This window comes from Candidatus Zixiibacteriota bacterium, assembly GCA_040752595.1.
GTDB lineage: Bacteria > Zixibacteria > MSB-5A5 > WJJR01 > WJJR01 > JACQFV01.
The window spans coordinates 25,378-45,974 of record JBFMGX010000043.1; the positions used below are offsets into that span (position 1 = coordinate 25,378).

The 20,597-nt window shown below is 63.6% G+C and carries 17 protein-coding genes; 11 read left to right on the forward strand and 6 right to left on the reverse strand.

The window, feature by feature from the left end; genetic code table 11:
* Window positions 1–169 precede the first annotated feature (169 nt).
* Window positions 170–2,431 (reverse strand): choice-of-anchor L domain-containing protein, encoded by a 2,262-nt coding sequence (locus AB1792_10155; GenBank protein MEW5702578.1) that lies wholly within the window; start codon window positions 2,429–2,431, stop codon window positions 170–172.
* 225 nt (window positions 2,432–2,656) lie between these two features.
* Here AB1792_10155 and AB1792_10160 point away from each other — a divergent pair, with 225 nt between their 5' ends.
* On the forward strand, window positions 2,657–4,300 hold the full coding sequence (locus AB1792_10160; protein MEW5702579.1) for an alkaline phosphatase family protein: 1,644 nt from the start codon (window positions 2,657–2,659) through the stop codon (window positions 4,298–4,300).
* Window positions 4,301–4,469: 169 nt separating this feature from the next.
* Window positions 4,470–6,134, forward strand: coding sequence for a carbon starvation CstA family protein (locus AB1792_10165; protein MEW5702580.1), 1,665 nt, complete (start codon window positions 4,470–4,472; stop codon window positions 6,132–6,134).
* Window positions 6,135–6,298: 164 nt separating this feature from the next.
* Here AB1792_10165 and AB1792_10170 read toward each other — a convergent pair whose 3' ends face one another.
* The 5 genes from AB1792_10170 to AB1792_10190 form a co-directional block, all read right to left on the reverse strand.
* Window positions 6,299–7,036, reverse strand: a complete 738-nt coding sequence (locus AB1792_10170; protein MEW5702581.1) for an ABC transporter ATP-binding protein — start codon at window positions 7,034–7,036, stop codon at window positions 6,299–6,301.
* Between the two features lie 52 nt (window positions 7,037–7,088).
* On the reverse strand, window positions 7,089–7,895 hold the full coding sequence (locus tag AB1792_10175) for an ABC transporter ATP-binding protein (protein ID MEW5702582.1): 807 nt from the start codon (window positions 7,893–7,895) through the stop codon (window positions 7,089–7,091).
* On the reverse strand, window positions 7,892–8,938 hold the full coding sequence (locus AB1792_10180; GenBank protein ID MEW5702583.1) for a branched-chain amino acid ABC transporter permease: 1,047 nt from the start codon (window positions 8,936–8,938) through the stop codon (window positions 7,892–7,894). Before AB1792_10180 ends, AB1792_10175 begins: the two co-directional genes overlap by 4 nt.
* A 267-nt stretch (window positions 8,939–9,205) precedes the next feature.
* Window positions 9,206–10,108: a branched-chain amino acid ABC transporter permease gene (locus AB1792_10185; protein ID MEW5702584.1), complete on the reverse strand. Its 903-nt coding sequence runs from the start codon at window positions 10,106–10,108 to the stop codon at window positions 9,206–9,208.
* 149 nt (window positions 10,109–10,257) lie between these two features.
* A complete protein-coding gene (locus AB1792_10190) occupies window positions 10,258–11,406 on the reverse strand; it encodes an ABC transporter substrate-binding protein (protein ID MEW5702585.1) in 1,149 nt (382 codons plus the stop codon).
* A 418-nt stretch (window positions 11,407–11,824) separates the two neighbouring features.
* Between AB1792_10190 and AB1792_10195 the strand changes: the two genes are divergently transcribed.
* Genes AB1792_10195 through hypD form a run of 9 tightly spaced genes read left to right on the forward strand, consistent with a single transcriptional unit; the run spans window position 11,825 to window position 20,518 of the window.
* Window positions 11,825–12,967, forward strand: coding sequence for a 4Fe-4S dicluster domain-containing protein (locus AB1792_10195; GenBank protein ID MEW5702586.1), 1,143 nt, complete (start codon window positions 11,825–11,827; stop codon window positions 12,965–12,967).
* A complete protein-coding gene (locus tag AB1792_10200; protein ID MEW5702587.1) occupies window positions 12,954–13,418 on the forward strand; it encodes a cyclic nucleotide-binding domain-containing protein in 465 nt (154 codons plus the stop codon). The genes AB1792_10195 and AB1792_10200 overlap by 14 nt, the downstream gene beginning before the upstream one ends.
* The gene (locus tag AB1792_10205; protein MEW5702588.1) at window positions 13,399–14,268 is read left to right on the forward strand and encodes an FAD/NAD(P)-binding protein; all 870 of its coding nucleotides are present in this window, start codon (window positions 13,399–13,401) and stop codon (window positions 14,266–14,268) included. Before AB1792_10200 ends, AB1792_10205 begins: the two co-directional genes overlap by 20 nt.
* Before the next feature lie 2 nt (window positions 14,269–14,270).
* Window positions 14,271–15,047, forward strand: coding sequence for an oxidoreductase (locus tag AB1792_10210; protein MEW5702589.1), 777 nt, complete (start codon window positions 14,271–14,273; stop codon window positions 15,045–15,047).
* Window positions 15,037–16,326 carry a Ni/Fe hydrogenase subunit alpha gene (locus AB1792_10215; GenBank protein MEW5702590.1) on the forward strand — a complete coding sequence of 430 codons (1,290 nt, stop codon included), beginning with the start codon at window positions 15,037–15,039 and terminating at the stop codon, window positions 16,324–16,326. Before AB1792_10210 ends, AB1792_10215 begins: the two co-directional genes overlap by 11 nt.
* Window positions 16,327–16,338: 12 nt before the next feature.
* Window positions 16,339–16,830 carry a hydrogenase maturation protease gene (locus tag AB1792_10220; protein MEW5702591.1) on the forward strand — a complete coding sequence of 164 codons (492 nt, stop codon included), beginning with the start codon at window positions 16,339–16,341 and terminating at the stop codon, window positions 16,828–16,830.
* Between the two features lie 36 nt (window positions 16,831–16,866).
* The gene (hypF, locus tag AB1792_10225; GenBank protein MEW5702592.1) at window positions 16,867–19,164 is read left to right on the forward strand and encodes a carbamoyltransferase HypF; all 2,298 of its coding nucleotides are present in this window, start codon (window positions 16,867–16,869) and stop codon (window positions 19,162–19,164) included.
* Window positions 19,165–19,166: 2 nt separating this feature from the next.
* On the forward strand, window positions 19,167–19,421 hold the full coding sequence (locus tag AB1792_10230; GenBank protein ID MEW5702593.1) for a HypC/HybG/HupF family hydrogenase formation chaperone: 255 nt from the start codon (window positions 19,167–19,169) through the stop codon (window positions 19,419–19,421).
* Window positions 19,418–20,518, forward strand: coding sequence for a hydrogenase formation protein HypD (hypD, locus tag AB1792_10235; GenBank protein MEW5702594.1), 1,101 nt, complete (start codon window positions 19,418–19,420; stop codon window positions 20,516–20,518). Before AB1792_10230 ends, hypD begins: the two co-directional genes overlap by 4 nt.
* Window positions 20,519–20,597 lie beyond the last annotated feature (79 nt).

The window sequence follows — 20,597 nt, forward strand, 5'->3', positions numbered from 1 at the left end:
ATCTCTGCGGATACAAAGCAGACACGTGGCAGTCGGTGAAGTGGTGGGCGGAGCCCACCCTACAAAGCCCCACTGTGACGTGCGTAGGGGCGAGGCACTCCCTTGCCCAAGGGCGACCCGGCGGGTCCGCCCCTACCGGGCAACCTGTTAGCCGCGCGAAGCCAGTGGGTCAGCGGATCAGGATCATCCTTCTCGTCAGTACATCAACGCTGGCACGCATGCGACACAAGTAGACGCCTGAGGCCAGCGCCTCGCCACGGTCGTCGGTACCATCCCAGAGCACATCATGCTCTCCCGTCATCTGATGTTGGCTGACCAACGTGCGCACCGGGCGGCCGAGGATGTCGACGATGTCCAGGGTGACATCGGCGTCGGCGCCAAGCGCATACCGGATGATGGTCCCGGCGTTGAACGGGTTGGGGTAATTCTGATCCAGTCGATAGCCGTGGGGCACTGGCGTATGCGCCGTGCTCTGCGACTGCAACCAGTGCAATACCTGTGCCCGGACGGCCGCTGTGACACGAGGGCATTCCAAGAGAGCGCCGGACAAGGCGTGGATGAAGTCGTCACTGCGCGCCGCCGACTCCTGAAGTTCTGCCAGGCCCGAGCCGATCTTGGCGGCCGCGACGAATCCAAAGAAGTCGGCGATGGGGCAGATGTCGAGGGAGTCGACGATGCCGTTGCCGTCGCAGTCGGCGTAAGTGGCGTCGCGTGGGATCCACGTCTCGGCGGGCTCCAGAGCCCAGGGGACGTCGCTGCGTTGCCGGGTCGGGCCTGTCCGAAGCCAGTGACGCGCCAACGGAAGGATGTCGCGTTCGTCGACAGTTCCATCATCATTGGCATCCCCGGGACGGACGCCGGGACGCGTCGTCATCGTGTAGACATAATCATCACCCGGTGAACTCTCGGCGATGCCGTTGCCGTTCCCGTCAAAGCCGTTCCCTGCCAGATCGGTGAGCCGGGCATTGAGCCGGATCGTGATCTCGTCGTCGGGCGGCCAGTCCCCATCTATCAGCAGCAGCCAATCGTCGCTGTAGAAGAGCAATGCCGTGGCCGGCAGACGCCCGTGACGTCGCGATGTGACCTGGACAGTGGAGTCGAGGAGCGACTCGACGACGGCCTCGGAGAGCCGGATGGCGATCTCTCTATTCCACGGGAGATCGAGGGCGCCATTGGGCGGATCGGCGTCGAGCACGCGCGGCGGCACGCCTTCGCGGATCGTGATTTGGGTGGTCGCCGTGTCGGAGCGTCCCCGGTTGTCCGTGGCCCGGAACCGCAGCGTTGCCTGCCCTTCTGTTGATGGGGTCCAGGCGAACGTCGATGTGATTCCTGTGGAGCCGCCGGTGAAAGGCAGTGGCGGCGCCATCGCCGCGCCGGCCGGCAGATTGTCCAGAAGGTCCAGCGTGATCGTATTCCCCGTGTCGGCATCGACGGCGTGGACGGTGAACGAAAGCGGCCGCCCGACATTGGTTGTGAACGGCCCGGGCGGGTCGAGCGTGCATCGCGGCGGCGCATTGGGGATTTCGCCGCAGATCAGACTGCGGGCGCGGATGAAGACGTCGGAGTCATAGAGCTCGTCGGTCGCATCGGCGATGGCGAGCTTGATGTGATTTGTCCCCGGCTGAATCGCGGTGGAGGCCACCAGGACGACGGTCAGACCGTCCATTTCGGTGTTGATCGGGCAGCCGCCGTCATTGCAGTCGTTGTTGCGGTAGTACGCCGGATTGGTGGCGTGTGTTCCGAACGGGTTGCCGCCGTTGACGGTGTTGATCGACACCGGCGTGACGCGGTCGGGCAACAGCGCGATGTTGACGCCGTTGACAAAGAACCCGAAGACGTCGTTGTAGCTGGAGTCGACGAATTCGTTGTACTCCTCGGAGCCGAAGACATACTCAAAGGCGATATTCTGGACACTGTCGCAGGTAAAGTCGAACTCGAGCACGGCGGCGTCGTACGTCTCCAGGCCGGGGATGAGCGTGTTGAGATCATCATCGCCGGGGAGGTCGTGGGCCCGGTAGACGCTGTCGAACAGGTTGGGGCCGACAGTGTAGAGAACAGAACCGGTGCTCAGGACGATCCCCGAGTCGAAGCCGATAATCCCGCGGCCGCCGTGGAAGACGCCCATCGCTTCCGGGGAACCGTTGTATCGGACATTGGAAATCATGATGGCGGACGTCCCGACCAGGTTATTGACGACGTCCAAGGGGGTCAGGCCACTGTTCAGGTCAGATAGCGCCAAACTGTCGTTCTGTGCCTGGGCCGGCTTCACCGCGGCCGGTGAGGGGACAGTGACAGGCGCGGTGGCGCCAGAACGTGCATGGTCCGTCGACGGCGGCGGGATGGAAGAACGCACGCTGCGTCCGGGTACAGCCGAGATGCACAGGGTCGACAGAACCAACCAGGCGCTTATGGTATAACGGAAGGTTTTCATCCGATCTCCCGAATCGAATGGCGGTCACGCCGGGCGTCGGACGCCGCCCGCATGCGGCCTCAGCACACAAAGCTAACATCGGTTGCCTACCGCAGCAAGCCCGGAACATCGCGTTCTACGCATCGGCGCTGTCTTTGTTACGATACCGCTTGCCCGCCGGGAGGAATCGGACAAAATTATCGGGTTGTGGTGGTGACCTCGACCGTCTCTTTCAAGGAGTCCCCGATGGACAGGGTGTGGCGGGTTGTGCTGTCATCGGTTTGTGGGTGTGTGATCCTGTTCGCGGCGGCGTCCGTCGGGGCGGCGCCCCGTCTGGCCGTCGTTATCGTCGTAGACCAGATGCGCGCCGATTACCTGACACGGCTGGAGTCGGAGTACACTGGCGGCCTGAACCGATTGGTCAAGGGCGGCGTGCGATTCACCGAGGCGCACCACGATCATGCTGTCACCGTTACCTCCGTCGGACACGCCGCCATTGCCACGGGGTGCTTTCCCGGACGGCATGGGATTGTCGGCAATTCCTGGTTCGATCGACGTTCCGGCCGAGTCGTGACCTCGTGGGGCGATTCGGCGGCCCCCGTCGTGGGCTCGACTGTAGGAGAGGGCGTTTCACCGGCGGCATTGCTGCGCCCCACTCTCGGCGAATGGCTGAAAGAGCAGTCGCCGTCAAGTCGAGTGTTTGCCATTTCGGGGAAGAACTACGCGGCCGCCATGATGGGCGGGCATCATCCCGATGGCGTTTGGTGGTACGATCACCGGACCGGCAACTTCATCACATCGACCTATTACCTGACTCAGGTTCCGGATTGGGTGGAGGCCTTCAACCGCTCCGAAGCCAAGGATCACTACTACCGCAAGGGTTGGGAGCGGGGCTGGCCGGAAGCGTCGTATTCCTCTGCGCACAGCGATTCCTTTCCGTCTGAGAACGACGGCATTGACATCACCTTCCCGCATCACTTCGACACGACAAGCCGCACGCCCGACAGTTCATATTACGGGGCGCTGCGGGTGACACCGTTCAGCGACGAGTTGCTGATCGATTTCGCCGCGGCGTTGGTGCGAGACGAGCAACTCGGTACCGACACCGTTCCCGACCTGCTGTGGATCAGTTGTTCGGCCACCGATATGATTGGTCATGCCTTCGGGCCGGACAGCCGGGAGATGGTCGACAACCTGCTGCGGCTCGACGGCACGATCGGTGGATTCCTCGGCTTTCTTGATGGGACGGTCGGCGCGGACAACTACGTGGTCGTGCTGGCTTCGGACCACGGCGTGATGCCGTTTCCCGAGGATCTGGCACGGCAGGGAATCATGGGTCAACGGGTCTCGCGCGTGGAGTACCGGCGGATCATCGACAGCGTCGTTGCCGGCACAGCGGAAGCGCTGGGCATCGGCGAGCCGCTGATCGAGGCCCGGGTCAATGGCATCGTTCTGGACACCGGCGCGGCACTCACGCGTGGGATCGCTCCGGAAGACCTGCGTCAGGCGGTCGCCGCCGATCTGCGTCGCGTTCCGTTCATCGACGAAGTCATGACCTATGATGAGCTGTTTGCGCCCCGTGCCGTCGTGCGCGGGTATCGCGATGTCTACCGCCGCAGTTTCTGCCCTGACCGGGCACCAGACCTGGCGTTGCGCCTGGTCGAATACACCTTGATCGATGACGGCGGTCATGGGACAACGCATGGATCACCTTACGATCATGACACGCATGTCCCTCTGCTGTTCTTTGGACAGGGCGTACTGGGTGGGCAGGTGATTGCGACTCCCGTGCGGACAGTCGATATCGCGCCGACGCTCGCCGCCATGATCGGTATCAAGGCGCCGGAAGGCATTGACGGGTCGGTACTGACCGAGGTACTGGCGAAGTGACACATCGGGCGCGCGACCACGCCGTTTTGAACCTGGAACAGAATCTGCCGGCTCAAGATCACCCTCACTCGCCCACCCTTGGCGGGCGACCTCTCCCGGAGGGAGAGGTTATCGGTCACCCTCTCCTCTGTGCGGCGGGTAGGGCCACGATGACGACGGGAGGGCAATTGTGAGTCTGCCGCTCTTGGCACTGGCGTTTCTTGTTCTTCTGGTCGCGGCGTATCGTCTCTACGGGGGCTGGGTGGCGCGGCAGTTCCGGATCGACGACAGCCGACCAACGCCGGCGCAGACGGTCAATGACGGGGTCGACTTCGTGCCGGTGCGCCCCTTCTATCTGTTCGGGCAACACTTCTCGGCGATTGCGGCGGCGGGGCCGATCGCCGGGCCGATTCTCGCCTGTCAGACCTTCGGATGGTTGCCCTGCCTGCTGTGGATTTCGCTCGGGGTCGTGCTGATCGGCGCGGTGCATGACTTTTCGACGCTGACCGCCTCGGTTCGTCACGGCGCCCGCTCCATTGCCGACATCACGCGCGAACATCTGGGGCCGCGGGCAGGGATGGCGATCCTGCTGTTCATCTGGATTTCGCTTTTGTACGTGGTGGTGGCCTTCACCGACATCACGGCAGGCACGTTCGTTCACACCAGCGAAGAACTGGAAGGGGTGTCTGTCCGCTTCAATCCCGGCGGAGCCGTCGCCGCCGCGAGCGTGCTCTACCTGACGCTGTCGGTCATCATGGGACTGGTGCAGCGATTCCTCAAGCCACCGCTGTGGCTGGTGACCATCATCTTCGTTCCGGCATCGCTGGCGGCCGCGTGGACGGGGACATACCTGTCGCACTGGCTGACCTTCGACGCGCGGACGTGGGGGCTACTGATCCTGGCCTACTGCGCCGTAGCGTCGGTCGTCCCGGTGTGGCTGCTCTTGCAGCCGCGAGGATACTTGGGCGGATTCATCCTCTACATGGCGCTGGGCATCGGCGTGATCGGGGTCTTCTTCGGCGGGTACGACATTCAACAACCGGCCTTCAACACCTGGGATGTGGGCGGGATGACGGGGACGTTGTTTCCGTTCCTGTTTGTGACGATCGCCTGCGGGGCCTGCTCGGGATTCCACGGTCTCGTGTGTTCGGGGACGACATCGAAACAGGTCGAGAAGGAATCGCACCTACAGCCGGTCGGCTACGGGGCCATGCTCGCGGAGGGGTTCGTGGCCCTGATCGCGCTGGTGACGATCATGATGATCACCCCGGCGCAGACGCAGGGGCTCAAGCCGGGTACGATCTACGGCAACGGCATCGGACGGTTCCTGACGCTTCTGATCGGCGAGCGCAACCTTCCCTTCGCGGTCACATTCGGCGCAATGGCCTTCTCGACGTTTGTGTTCGACACGCTCGACGTCTGCACGCGTCTGGGGCGGTACATTCTGCAGGAGTTGTCCGGGCGGCGCGACCGGGTCAGCGCAGTCGTGGCGACACTGGTGACGATTGCCCTGCCGGTCTACTTCATCGCCGGCGCCAAAGAAGGGGCATGGGTGCGATTCTGGACTCTGTTTGGCGCCTCCAATCAACTCTTGGCGGCGCTGTCGCTGCTGACGATCACGATATGGTTGTACCAGGCGCGCAAGCGGATCGCTTTTACATTGCTGCCGATGCTCTTTGTGTTGACGATTACGCTTTGGGCGCTGATCAAGCTGTCGCTGGCCAATTTCCACGCGATGCAAGGCGTGGATGTGGCGTTCCTCAATGGTGTCGCGGCGCTGGCGCTGATCATGCTGGCCATGCTCCTCGCCGTCACGGCGGTCTGGAAGGCGTCGCACGACTCAACACACGCGTAGCATCGTGCGCTGGAGAATGCGCGGACGGAAGTGACCCCTCACCCGATCCGCCTGCGGCGGATCGACCCCTCCCGGAGGGAGAGGTTATGTTCTCCCTCTTCCTCCGGGAGGGGGTCGGGGTGAGGGATTCTAACGCTCCTTTGGCGCTTGGTTTACGTGAGCGGCTATGCTTCGCCGAGGTAAGTGCGGCGGACGTCGTCGGAGCGGAGAAGCTCGTGGCAGGGACCGGACAGCGCGATGGCGCCGGTTTCCATGACATATCCGGTTTGAGCGATCGTCAGCGCCATGTGGGCGTTCTGTTCTACCAGCAGGATCGTCGTGCCGCTGGCGTTGATGCGTCGGATCGCCTGGAACACCGTTTCGACCAGTATCGGTGACAGACCGAGCGATGGCTCGTCCATCAGCACGAGCCGTGGTCGGCTCATCAGGGCACGACCAATTGCCAGCATCTGCTGTTCGCCGCCCGAGAGTGTTCCCGCGCTCTGCTTGAGCCGTTCGGCCAGACGCGGGAACAACTGCATCACCCACTCCCAGTCCTCCGCGATTCCGGGGGCGTCGGTGCGGGCGTATGCCCCCATCTGGAGATTCTCCTTCACCGACAGATTGGCGAAGACGATTCGTCCCTCGGGGACGTGGGCGATGCCGTGGTGGACGATCTTGTGCGGGGGCAGCGACGAGAGCACACACGGCTCTGCGGTTTCGCCATCCGGCCAGTAGCAGATTGTTCCCTGTCGCGGTCGCAAGAGTCCCGAGATTGTGCGCAACAGCGTGGTCTTGCCCGCCCCATTGGCTCCGATGAGTGTGACGATTTGGCCCTTGTCCACGGAGAAGGAAATTCCCCGCAGCGCAGCGATGGCGCCGTAGGCGACATGAAGGTTGTCGATGCGGAGAAGTGTGGACATGTTGTTTCTGTCGCGCAGGGGGTCGAAGGCCCCCTGTCCTCAGCGGTGACTGTTACTCTCCACCGGCGTGCACGTTCTCGCCGTCGTGCGGACGTCCCAGATACGCCTCGATGACGCGCGGGTCGCGCTGGATGTCTTCGGGGCGACCCTCGGCGATCTTCTCGCCGTAGTCCAGCACCGCCACGCGCTCGCAGATTCCCATGACGACCTTCATGTCATGCTCGATGAGCAGAATGGACAACTTCCGCTCAACCTGCAGGCGCTTGATCAATGACATCAACTGTGTCTTTTCGCCCGTGTTCATCCCGGCGGCGGGCTCATCGAGGAGCAGCAGCGTGGGATTGGTCGCCAGCGCGCGGGCCATTTCCAGACGACGTTGCTCGCCGTAGGGCAGGTTGCGCGCCAGTTCGTGCTCGAAGCGCATGAGGTCGAAGTACGCCAGAAGCTCCCGGGCCTGGTCCCGCACGCGTTGTTCGCTGCGCGCGTTGCGCTGCGTCGCCGCCACGACCTGCCAGAGGGAAACCGGTGCGGTCTGGTGCAGTGCCGCGCGCACGTTGTCGAGCACGGTCATGCTGCCCCAGAGACGGATGTTCTGGAACGTGCGTGCGATGCCGCGGCGGTTGATCACGTGCGGCGGCAGACCGGAGATCTCGTGGTTGTGAAAGGTGATGCTTCCCCCGTCGAGGCCGTAGACTCCGGTGGCCATGTTGAACATCGTGGTCTTGCCGGCGCCGTTGGGGCCGATCAACCCCAACAACTCCCCCTGGCCGACGGTGAGCGTGACGTTCTTGATCGCCGCCAGTCCACCGAACGACAGGGAGGTGTCGCGGAATTCCAGGATGGGGGGAGCCGCGGTCACTGTCTCAGCCATCGCCGGGGAAGAAGCCATCGCCACTGGAATTCATGCCCGCCCATGAGCCCTTGGGGGCGGGTCAGCATCATAACGATGAGGAGGAACGAGTACAACACCATGCGCCACGATTGCGCCACGCGCAGGAACTCCGGCAGGATGGTCAGCACGACGGCGGCGATGATGCTGCCGGTGATGCTGCCGCCGCCGCCGAGAACGACAAAGACGATGATCTCGATGGAGCGCAGGAAGGTGAAGGAGTTCGTGTGCAGGTACTGCATGTAGTGGGCCTGCAATCCGCCGGCGGTGCCGGCAAAGAAGGCCCCCAGAACGAACGCCAGCACCTTGTAACGGGTCGTATCGATTCCCATGGCTGCGGCGGCGTCTTCGTCCTCGCGCAGGGCGACCAGTGACCGCCCCGGCATCGCCACGATCAGGTTGCGCACGACCAGCACGCAGAGGCCGGCGATCAGAAATACCCAGGTGAAGGTCGTCCAGCGCGGGATGTCCGTGAACCCGCGGGCGCCGCCGACAAACTCGGTGTTGAGGATGACAACGCGAATGATCTCGCCCATGCCGAGTGTCGCGATCGCCAGGTAATCGCCGCGCAACCGCAAAGTCGGGATCCCGACCAGGAGCCCGGCCAGCGCGGCGACGATCCCACCGAACAGGAGTGCGACCGCCAACGCGGCGTTGGTCACAATCCCGCCCAGCACTCCGCTGGCGCCCCAGGATGCCAGCGCCGGGGCCAGGACATAGAATGACAGTGCCGCCGCGCCATAGCCGCCCAGCGCCATGAACCCGGCATGGCCGATGGAGAATTGTCCGGCGAATCCGAGGACAAGGTTCAGACTGACCGCCAATGTAACGTTGATGCCGATGAAGACCAATATCTGCGCATAGTATGGACCGATCCAGCCGATCAGGGTGCGCCCGACAGCCGCCAACAACAACACGTAGACGGCGAACCAAAGGAATGTGCGTCGGGCGCCGGGGGCGGTCATCGTATCAGGTTCGAGAATGAACAGCAGATGCCTCGCTGCGCTCGGCATGACAGACTGCTGAAGAAATCGTGAGCGAGCAAGCACATCGTCTCTTAGGGCTTCCAACAAAATGAGCAGGCGAAAGAACTCCCTCACCCGATCCGTCCTCCGGACGGATCGACCTGTCCCCCTCGACCCGGCTCGGGGCAAGCCGGAGGGAGAGGTTGGACTTCCCCTCTCCCCTCTGGGGAGAGGGCGGGGTGAGGGGTTGTTGCCGGCGCGTGGCACATGCCGAAGTCACATCGCACGTTGAACTTCTCATTCTGTTAGACGCTCTTAGAACTTGGCCTGCTGCGGTGTACCCAACAGCCCTGTCGGTCGGAACAACAACACCGCCACGAGGATGACGAACGTGATTGCATCCCGATAGGTGGATGAGAGATAGCCGACCGTGAAGGTCTCGGCGGTCCCCATGATCAGCCCGCCGAGGATGGCCCCCGGTATGTTGCCGATGCCGCCGAGCACCGCGGCGACGAACGCCTTGAGGCCGGGCATGATCCCCATCAGGGGATCGATCTTCGGATTGTAGAGTCCGACAAGGATTCCGGCCGCCGCGGCGAGCGCCGAACCAAGCACGAAGGTGAACGAGATCACGCGCCCGGTGTTGATCCCCATCAATCCGGCGGCATCATGCGAGAACGACACGGCGCGCATGGCGGTGCCGATCTTCGTGCGATGCACGATGAACTGCAGAGCCAGGGTCAGAACGACCGCGGTCCCCACGACGATCAGTTGGACGTTGGAGATCTCGAAGGCGCCGACCGCCACGGTGGTGCGGGGAATCAACTCCGGAAAGACCTTCGGGTCGGCGCCGAAGATCAACTGACCGAGGTTCTCCAACAGCAGCGAGACGCCGATGGCGGTGATGAGCGCATTGAGCCGGTGGGTGCGGCGCAACGGCCGGTACGCGGCGCGCTCTATGACATACCCGAGCAGGGCGCAGGCCGCCATGCTGGCGAACAACACCAGCAGGAAGGACCAGGCCCCCTGTGCGCCGCTGCCCCCGCCGAGGACACGCGCGAGATAATAGCCGGCGAACGCGCCGACCATGTAGACGTCGCCGTGGGCAAAATTGATCAGCCGCAGGATACCGTAGACCATGGTGTAGCCGAGGGCGATCAGAGCATAGATGACGCCCAGCGAGAGGCCATTGATCAGTTGTTGAATGAACTGGTGCACCAGCAGGTCTTTCGAGAGCGGGGTCTTCTGTGAGGCAATCCCATTGAGGCTGCTGGCGGGAGGGCGAGGCTCCCGCCGGGCCACCCTACGTGCAATCCGGAGGACGGCTCACCGGGAGGTTCGCCCTCCCGACCGCGTCTATTCGATCCTCATGGATAGATGACATCGTAGATCTTGTACTGGCCGTGCTCGATCTGGAGCATCACCGCGGGTTTGCGGGCGTTGCGCTCCGCGTCGATCGTGATCGTGCCGCAGACGCCCGGACAATCGCGGGTCTGAGCGATGGCATCCCGAACGGCGCGCCCATCGGTTGACCCCGCTCTCTTGATCGCGCTGAACAGGAGATTGGCGGCATCATACGACAACGGCGCCATCGCATCGGGGACATACCCGTACCGCTTCTCGTAGGCGCCGACAAAATCGCGCACGAGCCTGCTGGTGTCGTCCGCCGAGTAGTGATTGCAGAAGAAGGCCCCCTCGACCGCGGCGCCGCCAATCTCGGCCGTGCGCGGCGAATCCCAGCCGTCACCGCCGATCAACGTCACTTTCAGGTTCTGCTCGGCCACCTGCTTGGCGATCAAGCCCGCCTCAGTGTAGTAGCCGGGGATGAAGATCCCCTCCGGGTCGGCGGCTTTGATCGAGGTGATCTGGGCGCGGAAGTCGGTGTCCCCTTCGGAGTACGATTCCTCGCTGACCACCTGGGCTCCTAGGGAGAGCAGATTCTGTCGGAAGTAGTCGGCCAAACCGACCGAGTAGTCATTCTTGATGTCCTTGAGTATGGCCATCCGTTTCAAGCCGAGCTTCTGGACGGCGAAGCGGGCGCAGACCACTCCTTGGAATGAGTCGGTATAACAGACACGGAAGATGAAATCGCCGACGCGGGTGACCTTGGGATTGGTGGAGGCGGGGGTGATCAACGGGATGCCGGACTTCTGTGCGATCGGCGCGCCTGCGAGCGTGCGCGATGACGCGACCTCACCGAGAATGGCAACGACGCGGTTCTGATTGATCAGCTTCTGCACCGCCATGGCCGCTTCTTCCGGCTTGCTTTGGTCATCCTCCACGATCAACTCGATCTGTTTGTCGAGCAGCCCGCCTTTCGCATTCCACTCGTCGGCCGCCATGCGAATGCCCTGCGACGAGGAGATGCCGAACGTCGCGGTGCCGCCGGTCAGGGAGTTGAAGACGCCGATGCGGATGGTCTTGTCATCCGGAGCGCAGGACAGGGTCCCGATCGCGAGCAACAGAGTGCCCGCTGCCGCCTTTAAGTAGTTCGATCTCAATGTGTTTGCGAGCATATGCCTCCCGCCTCCAGAAGGGTTCATCGGGGGCATGTTACGGGGCAGGGGAGGAAAAAGCAAAGTGAATGTGGGGGTGGACAGGCATGGCCCTTCAAGTGCGGCGTCACTGTGCACGTTCCCAAGTCGTCCTGAGCAGACGAATCACCCGCCCTGTCTTGCCGTCGCCGGGATCGCCTGATCCTCTGCCTTTGGAATCCAAAGAGACTGTGCGCGGCTCGTCCATTGCGAGTGGGCGTCAGAGTTGAGTTCGCTTCAGCAACTCCGTTCAGTTAGGGGGAATGGCAGTCCTGATCATTGACAGCAGAATGACAAAACCCGTGCCGTTTTTCTATCGCAGCGGCGACGCCGCAGCGATATTGATCACCGAGAGGGGGGCGAAGTGCCCGCAGGATCGCCAGCCGACGACCGACCGGTTATCATCGCGCGCGACGATTTCCATTGTCTGATTGACGCGTTGCGCACAGCCGGGTATCGGGTCATCGGGCCGGTCATGCGCGATGGCGCGATCGTCCATAGCGAGCCGAGCCCGGACGATCCGCCGCCGATCGGGTGGACCGATGATCAGCAGCCGGGGAACTATCGACTCCGGCAACGCACCGATGGGGCGTACTTTGGGTACGTCGTCGGGCCGGACTCCTGGAAGCGGCTCCTCCATCCGCCGACCGTGACGCTGTGGCGGGCCCGACGCGAGAGCAGCGGCTTTGCCGTCGTCGACGGGGAAGAAACGCCCCCGCCGATGGCGTTCGTGGGCGTTCGCGCCTGCGATCTGTCGGCGATCGCGGCGCAGGATCAGATCTTTCTACAGGGGCCATACGTCGACCCGATCTATCGTGATCGTCGTGAACGCATCTTCATCGTCGCCGTCAATTGCACGCAGGCGGGAGGGACATGTTTCTGTGCCTCGATGGGGACCGGCCCTCGGGCCACGAGCGGATTCGATCTGGCGTTGACGGAGTTGATTGACGCCGACCGGCACGAATTCCTGGTTGAAGTCGGTACGGCGCAGGGCGCATCAATCATGGCGCAGGTACCGCACCACCCGGCGCCGGCGGATCGGATAACCGCGGCCGCCGACCGAGTCGCCGCTGCCAGCGGTCAGATGGGGCGCTCCCTGGATACCAGGGGACTGAAGGAGTCGCTCCAACGGAATCCCGAGCACCCGCGTTGGGATGATGTCGCCGTGCGATGTCTGACCTGCGGCAACTGTACGATGGTCTGTCCCACCTGCTTCTGCACGACAATGGAGGATACAACGGATTTGTCCGGCGAGTCGGCGCAGAGAGTGCGGCGCTGGGATTCCTGCTTCACGCTCGATTTCTCATACATCCATGGCGGTTCGATCCGGACATCGCCGCGCTCCCGCTACCGCCAGTGGATGACCCATAAACTCGCCTCTTGGATCGACCAGTTCGGCCGATCGGGGTGTGTTGGCTGCGGCCGGTGTATCACCTGGTGCCCGGTCGGCATCGACATCACGGCCGAGGCCGCGGCGATCCGGTCTGATGACAGCAATGTTCTGTCCGGTGTCGTCAAGGAGCCTGTCCATGGAAACGCTTGAATCGATCCTGGCGTCCCACCCGTTCTTTCATGGGTTGGAGAAGCGGTATCTCGAACTGGTCACCGGCTGCGCGGCCAATGTGCGCTTCCGGGCCGGCGAGTTCCTATTCCGCGACGGCGAGGAAGCCCATCAGTTCTTCATCCTGCGCGAAGGACGGGTGGCGCTGGAGATCTTCGCCCCCGGCCACGGCGCCGTCACCGTCGACACCTATGGCGAAGGGGAGATTCTCGGGTGGTCGTGGCTGGTGCCGCCCTACCACTGGCACTATGACGCGCAGGCCACAGAACCGGTGCGGGCGATTGCGCTCGACGGGCGTTGCCTGCGCGGGAAGTGCGAGGAGGACCACGAGCTCGGATACGAGCTGTTGAAGCGCTTTGCCCATATCATCGAACAGCGCCTCAGCGCCACCCGCCTGCAACTCTTGGATGTCTATGGCGACCGTCGCCGCTGACAACACCGCCGTCCGCGTCTCCGGGACGGACCCGATGCGGCCGGAGATTTACACGGTGCGCCGGGTCCATCGTGAATCCCATGACACGTTCACGCTGACGCTGGTTCGTCGTGACGGCGGCGGGGGAATGCGGTTTGCGCCCGGCCAGTTCAACATGCTCTACGTCTTTGGCGTCGGTGAAGTTCCGGTTTCGATCTCGGGTGATCCGGCCGATGGGCAGGTCCTGGTGCACACGATCCGCGACGTCGGCGCGGTGACCGCCGCCCTGCATCGACTGAAACGCGGGGGCACGGTCGGAGTGCGGGGCCCGTACGGCAGTAGTTGGCCCGTGCGAGACGGCGCGGGCCAGGACCTGATGATCGTTGCTGGTGGAATCGGGTTGGCGCCGCTGCGTCCGGCGATCTACCACGTGTTGTCCCATCGCGAGGAATACGGGCACGTAGTCATTCTGTATGGTGCGCGGACGCCCGAGGATCTTCTCTTCGTGCACGACCTCGAGGAATGGCGGGCGCGGTTCGACGTGCACGCCTACGTGACCGTGGACCGGGCGTTGGGCACGTGGCGCGGGCACGTGGGTGTGGTGACCAATCTGATCCCCCGCACTCCCTTCGAGCCGGGCAACACGACGGCACTGATCTGTGGACCGGAAGTGATGATGCGGTTCACCGCCCTCGAGCTGGAGAGGCGCGGCGTGCCGTTGAACCGGATCATGGTCTCCATGGAACGGAACATGAAGTGCGCCGTCGGGTTCTGCGGGCACTGCCAGTATGGACCGGACTTCATCTGCAGGGACGGACCGGTGTTTCCCTACGGGCGGATACGGATGATACTCATGCAGCGGGAGATCTGACCATGGCCATGCGCAAGGCCAAGCTCGCGGTGTGGAAATTCGCCTCGTGCGACGGCTGTCAGTTGAGTCTGCTCGACTGCGAGGATGAGCTGCTGGCGGTCGCCGGTGCCGTGGACATGGCCCACTTCCCCGAAGCCACCAGCGCGCAGGTGAAGGGTCCCTACGACCTGTCGCTGGTCGAGGGATCGATCACGACGCCGCACGACGCCGCCCGCATCCACCAGGTGCGGCGCGCATCCCAGACGCTGATCACCATTGGCGCCTGCGCCACGGCGGGGGGCATTCAGGCGCTGCGCAACTTCCGCAACGTCCGCGAGTTCCTCGGGATCGTCTACGCGCATCCGGAGTACATCGAGACGCTCAGTCTGTCGACGCCGATCAGCACCCACGTGCTGGTCGATTTCGAGTTGCGTGGCTGTCCGATCAACAAGCATCAACTTCTGGACGTGATCGCGGCCTTCCTGCACAAGCGCAAGCCGGTGACACCGGCGCATTCGGTCTGCCTCGAATGCAAGCGCCGCGGATCGGTCTGTGTGATGGTGGCGCACGGCCTGCCCTGTCTGGGTCCGGTCACGCACGCCGGGTGCGGCGCGATCTGCCCGGCCTATCAGCGCGGCTGCTATGCCTGCTTCGGGCCGATGGAGTCTCCCAACGCACCCGCCCTCGCCGATTGGCTGATGAGCCACGGCGCCGGCGACAGTGCGATCGTCCGGGCTTTCCGCACCTACAATGCGTATACCGAGTCCTTCCGCAAGGAGAGTGAGGCGCATGAGCGGTAGGACCATCAAAGTCGACTACCTGTCGCGCGTGGAAGGGGAAGGGTCCCTCTTCGTTCGGATCAAGGACGAACAGGTCGTCGACGCGCAGTTCAAGATCTTCGAGCCGCCGCGCTTCTTCGAGGCCTTCCTGCGCGGCCGCCACTTCACGGAAGCGCCCGACATCACCGCCCGCATCTGCGGCATCTGCCCCGTGGCCTATCAGATGAGCGCGGTGCACGCCATGGAAGATGCGTGCGGGGTGAAGGTGGAGGGACCGCTGCGGGAGCTGCGCCGTCTGCTCTACTGCGGCGAGTGGATCGAAAGCCACGTGCTCCACATCTCGATGCTGCACGCGCCGGACTTCCTCGGCTATCCCGATGCCATCCGCATGGCCGCGGACCACCCGGAGGCGGTCCAACGCGCCCTCACGTTGAAGAAGATCGGCAACGAGATCGTCACCGTGCTCGGCGGGCGTGAGATCCATCCGATCAACGTGAAGGTCGGTGGTTTCCACCGTGCGCCGCGGGCGCGGGAACTGGCGCCGTTGTCCGAGCGGCTGAAATGGGGGCTCGACGCCGCGCTGGAGACGGTGCGTTGGACCGCCGCGCTCGAAATCCCCGACTTCTCCGGCGACTATGAGTTCGTCGCGCTCCGTCATTCCGATGAATATCCCTTCAATGAAGGGAAATTAGTATCGGATCGGGGACTCGACATCCCGTCGCGTGAGTACGATCACCATTTCGTCGAGGAGCACGTCGAGCGCACCCATGCGCTGCATTCCATCCGGATGGGCGGTGGCGCGTACATGGTCGGTCCGTTGGCCCGCTACGCGCTGAATTTCGACCGTCTGTCGCCGGTCGCACAGGAGGCGGCGAGGGCGGCCGGGCTGGGACCGATCTGCCGCAATCCCTTTCGGAGCATCATCGTCCGCGCCGTGGAGACGGTGTATGCCTGCGATGAGGCGCTGCGCATCATCGGCGACTACGAACCGCCGCCGTCGCCGGCGATCGCGGTGCCACCGCGCGCGGGGACCGGCTACGCCTGCACGGAGGCGCCGCGGGGCATGCTCTACCATCGCTATCGCATCGACGGTTCCGGAATCATCCGCGACGCCAAGATCGTGCCGCCGACGGCGCAGAATCAGAAGCAGATCGAGGACGATCTGCGGCGGCTCGTGCAGGGACGTCTGGAGTTGCCCCAGGATCAACTCACACGACAGTGTGAGCAGGCGATCCGCAACTATGATCCCTGCATATCCTGCGCGACGCATTTCCTCAGACTCACGATTGAGCGTCTGTGATCCGGGGGATGTATGGCGACGCTCGTCATCGGGATCGGCAACCGCCATCGCCGCGACGACGGCGTCGGGGTTGTCGTGACATCGTTCTTGAGCGATCTGGATGGTCCCGGTCTCCGGATCATTTCCACCGATAGTGCCGACGTTGGACTTGTGGACCGCTGGTCGGCCGACGACACCGTGTTTGTCGTCGACGCGGCGTCGGGCGACGATCCGCCGGGGACCATCCACCGTTTCGATGCCACAGCCGCGTCCCTGCCGGCGCAGATGCGCGGCTCTCCCTCTACGCACGTTCTCGGTCTGGGGGAGGCGATCGCATTGGCGCGCGTGCTGAACCGGCTTCCGCGTCAATTGATCGTCTATGCGATTGTCGGTGGGGATTTCGGCTACGGCGGTGGGCTGACAACGGCCGTGCAGGACGCTGCTGCGGAAGTGGCGCGACGGATTCGCTGTGAGGCGGCCGCTCGCTTGCGCGAGTCGATGAAACAGCAAAGGGAAGAGGATTGACCGGACGGTGAATCACTCTGTGGAGATCTGTCGTTGGTGAGTCTTCCCCTTCGATCTGGAATTGAGCGACGTCACATCACGGTTCATGGAACCGTGCAGGGGGTCGGGTTTCGGCCGTTCGTCTATCGCCTTGCCACGGAGTTGAAACTCGTCGGCTGGGTCGTGAACTCAACATCCGGCGTGACGATGGAGGTCGAGGGACCGTCGAATCACTTGCAGCGATTTCAAGAACGCCTGCACGTTGAGCTGCCGCCGCATGCGGCCATCGAGGCGTTGGAATCCCGGGCCGTCGCGCCCTGCAGGGAAGCGGACTTCATCGTGCGCGACAGTCATGTCGGGGGACGGAAGGAAACACTCTTGCTCCCCGATCTGGCGATTTGTCCCGACTGCACGCGGGAACTCCTCGATCCTGCCGATCGACGCTATCACTATCCGTTCATCAACTGCACGAATTGCGGCCCGCGGTACACCATCATCACCGGATTGCCCTATGATCGCGCCCGCACGACAATGCAGGAATTCGTGATGTGCCGCGCCTGCCGTGCCGAGTATGAGAATCCGGGCGACCGGCGCTTTCATGCGCAGCCGAATGCCTGCCCTGCCTGCGGTCCTCATCTGGAGTTGTGGGACGCGCATGGTGCGACTTTGGCACGGGAGGATGAGGCGCTCTCGCGTGCCTGTGATGCGGTTCGCGTCGGATCGATCGTCGCCGTCAAGGGCTTGGGAGGGTTCCATCTGGTCGTTGACGCACGCAACGACACCGCTGTGCGGACGTTGCGGGAGAGGAAGTCGCGAGAAGAGAGGCCATTTGCCTTGATGTATCCCAAGATGGCCGCCGTGCGGATTGATTGTGACATCTCAGAGGACGAAAGAGCGCTGCTATCCAATTCGGCCTCGCCGATTGTTCTGTTGCGTCGCCACGAAAATGGGGACGGGGGAGCAATCGCGCCTGGTGTCGCACCGGGCAATCCCTACCTCGGTGTCATGCTGCCTTACACGCCCCTGCACCATTTACTGCTGCGTGAGCTGGGATTCCCAGTCGTCGCCACCAGCGGCAATCGCGCCGATGAGCCGATCTGCACCGATGAGCGGGAGGCGCTGGTTCGTCTGTCAGGAATCGCCGATCTGTTCCTCGTACATAACCGGTCCATTGCCCGTTTCGTCGACGATTCGGTCGTACGCATGGTCGCTGGTCGCCCCTTGCTCCTACGCCGTGCCCGCGGGTATGCTCCCGGTTTCATTCCGCTCGCTGGGCCGATGAATTCCATCCTGGCGGTCGGCGCGCACCTGAAGAACACTGTGGCGGTCTCGGTCGGAGACCGGGCGCTGCTCAGCCCGCACATCGGCGACCTGGAAACGGCGCCGGCGTATCACGCCTTCCATCGGGCCATTGACGACGTGCAGGACCTCTACGAGATCATCCCACAACGCATCGCCTGTGATCGACACCCCGACTATCTCTCGTCCCAGTACGCGCGCACGCGCGCGTTGCCGACGGTCGCCGTGCAACATCACTACGCGCACATCCTGGCATGCATGGCCGACAATGGCCTCTCCGGTCCGGTTCTCGGAGTCGCCTGGGACGGCACCGGGTTGGGCACTGATCGGACCATTTGGGGCGGCGAGTTCTTGTCTGTGGACGAGGGGCGGTGGTCGCGGGCGGCCCATCTACGGTCCTTCCGGCTTCCCGGTGGTGATGCCGCAGTTGTTGAGCCGCGCCGGGCCGCTCTGGGTGTCCTCTATGAGATATGGGGCGATAGTCTTTGGGAAGAGGACACGATGCCCTCCCTGGGCGACTTGTCGATGGAGGAGCGCCGCATCCTGGCGCCGATGCTCGCGCGCGGCGTTCAATCGCCGGTCACGACCAGCGCCGGGCGTCTGTTCGACGCTCTTGCCTCGCTGGTGGGTCTCCGGCAGATGGCGGCCTATGAGGGGCAGGCGGCGATGCTCCTGGAGTTTGCCGCCACACGGTTTGCAACCGATGAGTCGTATCCGTATCATGTGCACACGGAGACGTCGCCGATCATGGTCGATTGGGAGCCTCTGGTCCGCGCCGTCATCGAGGATGTGAGGAAGCACCTGTTCGTAGGGCAGATCGCCGCACGATTCCACAACACGCTGGCCGAGATGATCGTCGCCGTGGCCCGCTGCATCGGTGAGACGAGCGTTGTCCTCGCGGGCGGGTGTTTTCAGAACAAGGTCCTGACCGAGCAGGCGGTGGCGCGGCTTCGCCAGGCGGGATTCGATCCCTACTGGCACCGGCTGCTTCCCCCTAACGACGGCAGCATTGCCCTCGGGCAGATCATGGCGGCTGTGCTGTCCAGCCCGGAGTGACCATGTGCCTGGCTGTCCCTGGTGAGATCATCGAGATCACGGATCGTGATCCGCTGTTGCGCAGCGGTCGCGTGCGCTTCGGCGGCATCGTCAAGGACGTCAATCTCGCCTATGTTCCGGAGGCGGGCGTGGGCGATTGGGTGATCGTCCATGTCGGGTTTGCCATCAGCATGCTCAATGCCGCGGAGGCGGACCGTACGCTGGAGTACCTGGCCCAGATCGAGGCGTTCCATGAACCGGACGACGAGGTTCCATGAGGTTTGTCGATGAATACCGCGACCCGGTTGCGGTCGAGCGCTGCGCGGAGGCGATCGCGCGGCTCTCGCGACGCCCCTGGACCATCATGGAAGTCTGTGGTGGGCAGACGCACGCGATCGTGAAGTTCGGCATCGATCGGCTGCTCCCCGGGACCATCACGTTGGTTCACGGGCCCGGCTGCCCGGTGTGCGTGACGCCGGTGGAGAAGATTGAGCGGGCCATGGCCCTCGCGGCCCGTCCGGACGTCATCTTCTGTTCGTTCGGCGACATGTTGCGCGTGCCCGGCCGGCATGGCGATCTGCAATCGGTCCGCGCCCACGGTGGGGATGTCCGTATCGTCTACTCGCCGCTGGACGCGTTGCGGGTGGCGGAGGAGAACCCGGATCGGGAGATTGTGTTCTTCGCCGTCGGCTTTGAGACGACCGCTCCGGCCAATGCCATGGCCTTGCGGCAGGCCAAGGCGCGGAACGTGCGCAATTTCTCGCTGTTGGTCTCCCATGTCCTGGTGCCGCCGGCGATGGCGGCCCTGCTTTCGGCGCCCGATTGCCGTCTGAACGGCTTTCTGGCGGCGGGGCATGTCTGCGCGGTTGCCGGCCACGAAGAATATGAGGCATTGGCGACGCGATTTCGCGTTCCGGTCGTTGTGACCGGTTTTGAGCCATTGGATATACTACAAGGCATATACATGTGTGTTAAGCAACTGGAAGCGCAGAGGGCCACGGTCGAGAACCAATACCGTCGCGCGGTGCGACGCGAGGGGAACACGGAGGCACGGCGTTTGATGGCGGAAGCGTTTGAAGTTGTCGACCGCCGGTGGCGGGGGATGGGCGTCATTCCGGCCAGCGGGCTGGCTCCGAGTCACGCCTATCGCGAGTTCGATGCCGAGGTGCGGTTCCCAGACCACCTTGAAGTGGGCGAGGAGACGACCGAGTGCATCAGCGGGCAGATTCTGCGGGGCGTTGCCCGGCCGAACGATTGTCCGGCCTTTGGGACACGATGCACCCCGGAGCACCCGTTGGGCGCGACCATGGTTTCGTCTGAAGGGGCGTGCGCTGCCTACTACCGTTACCGTGGCGTCAATGCCAAGACCGCCTAGCGAGATGGAGTTTCCAGATCATTTGGGAGGGCGAGGCTCCTGCCGAGCCGCCCTGTCCCACGCAAGACGACCCCGGCTC

Coding starts and splice junctions, on each gene's coding strand:
- AB1792_10155 (MEW5702578.1), bottom strand. CDS start 2,431: ATGAAAACCTTCCGTTATACCATAAGCGCCTGGTTGGTTCTGTCGACC.
- AB1792_10160 (MEW5702579.1), top strand. CDS start 2,657: ATGGACAGGGTGTGGCGGGTTGTGCTGTCATCGGTTTGTGGGTGTGTG.
- AB1792_10170 (MEW5702581.1), bottom strand. CDS start 7,036: ATGTCCACACTTCTCCGCATCGACAACCTTCATGTCGCCTACGGCGCC.
- AB1792_10180 (MEW5702583.1), bottom strand. CDS start 8,938: ATGCCGAGCGCAGCGAGGCATCTGCTGTTCATTCTCGAACCTGATACG.
- AB1792_10190 (MEW5702585.1), bottom strand. CDS start 11,406: ATGCTCGCAAACACATTGAGATCGAACTACTTAAAGGCGGCAGCGGGC.
- AB1792_10200 (MEW5702587.1), top strand. CDS start 12,954: ATGGAAACGCTTGAATCGATCCTGGCGTCCCACCCGTTCTTTCATGGG.
- AB1792_10205 (MEW5702588.1), top strand. CDS start 13,399: ATGGCGACCGTCGCCGCTGACAACACCGCCGTCCGCGTCTCCGGGACG.
- AB1792_10210 (MEW5702589.1), top strand. CDS start 14,271: ATGGCCATGCGCAAGGCCAAGCTCGCGGTGTGGAAATTCGCCTCGTGC.
- AB1792_10215 (MEW5702590.1), top strand. CDS start 15,037: ATGAGCGGTAGGACCATCAAAGTCGACTACCTGTCGCGCGTGGAAGGG.
- AB1792_10220 (MEW5702591.1), top strand. CDS start 16,339: ATGGCGACGCTCGTCATCGGGATCGGCAACCGCCATCGCCGCGACGAC.
- AB1792_10230 (MEW5702593.1), top strand. CDS start 19,167: ATGTGCCTGGCTGTCCCTGGTGAGATCATCGAGATCACGGATCGTGAT.
- hypD (MEW5702594.1), top strand. CDS start 19,418: ATGAGGTTTGTCGATGAATACCGCGACCCGGTTGCGGTCGAGCGCTGC.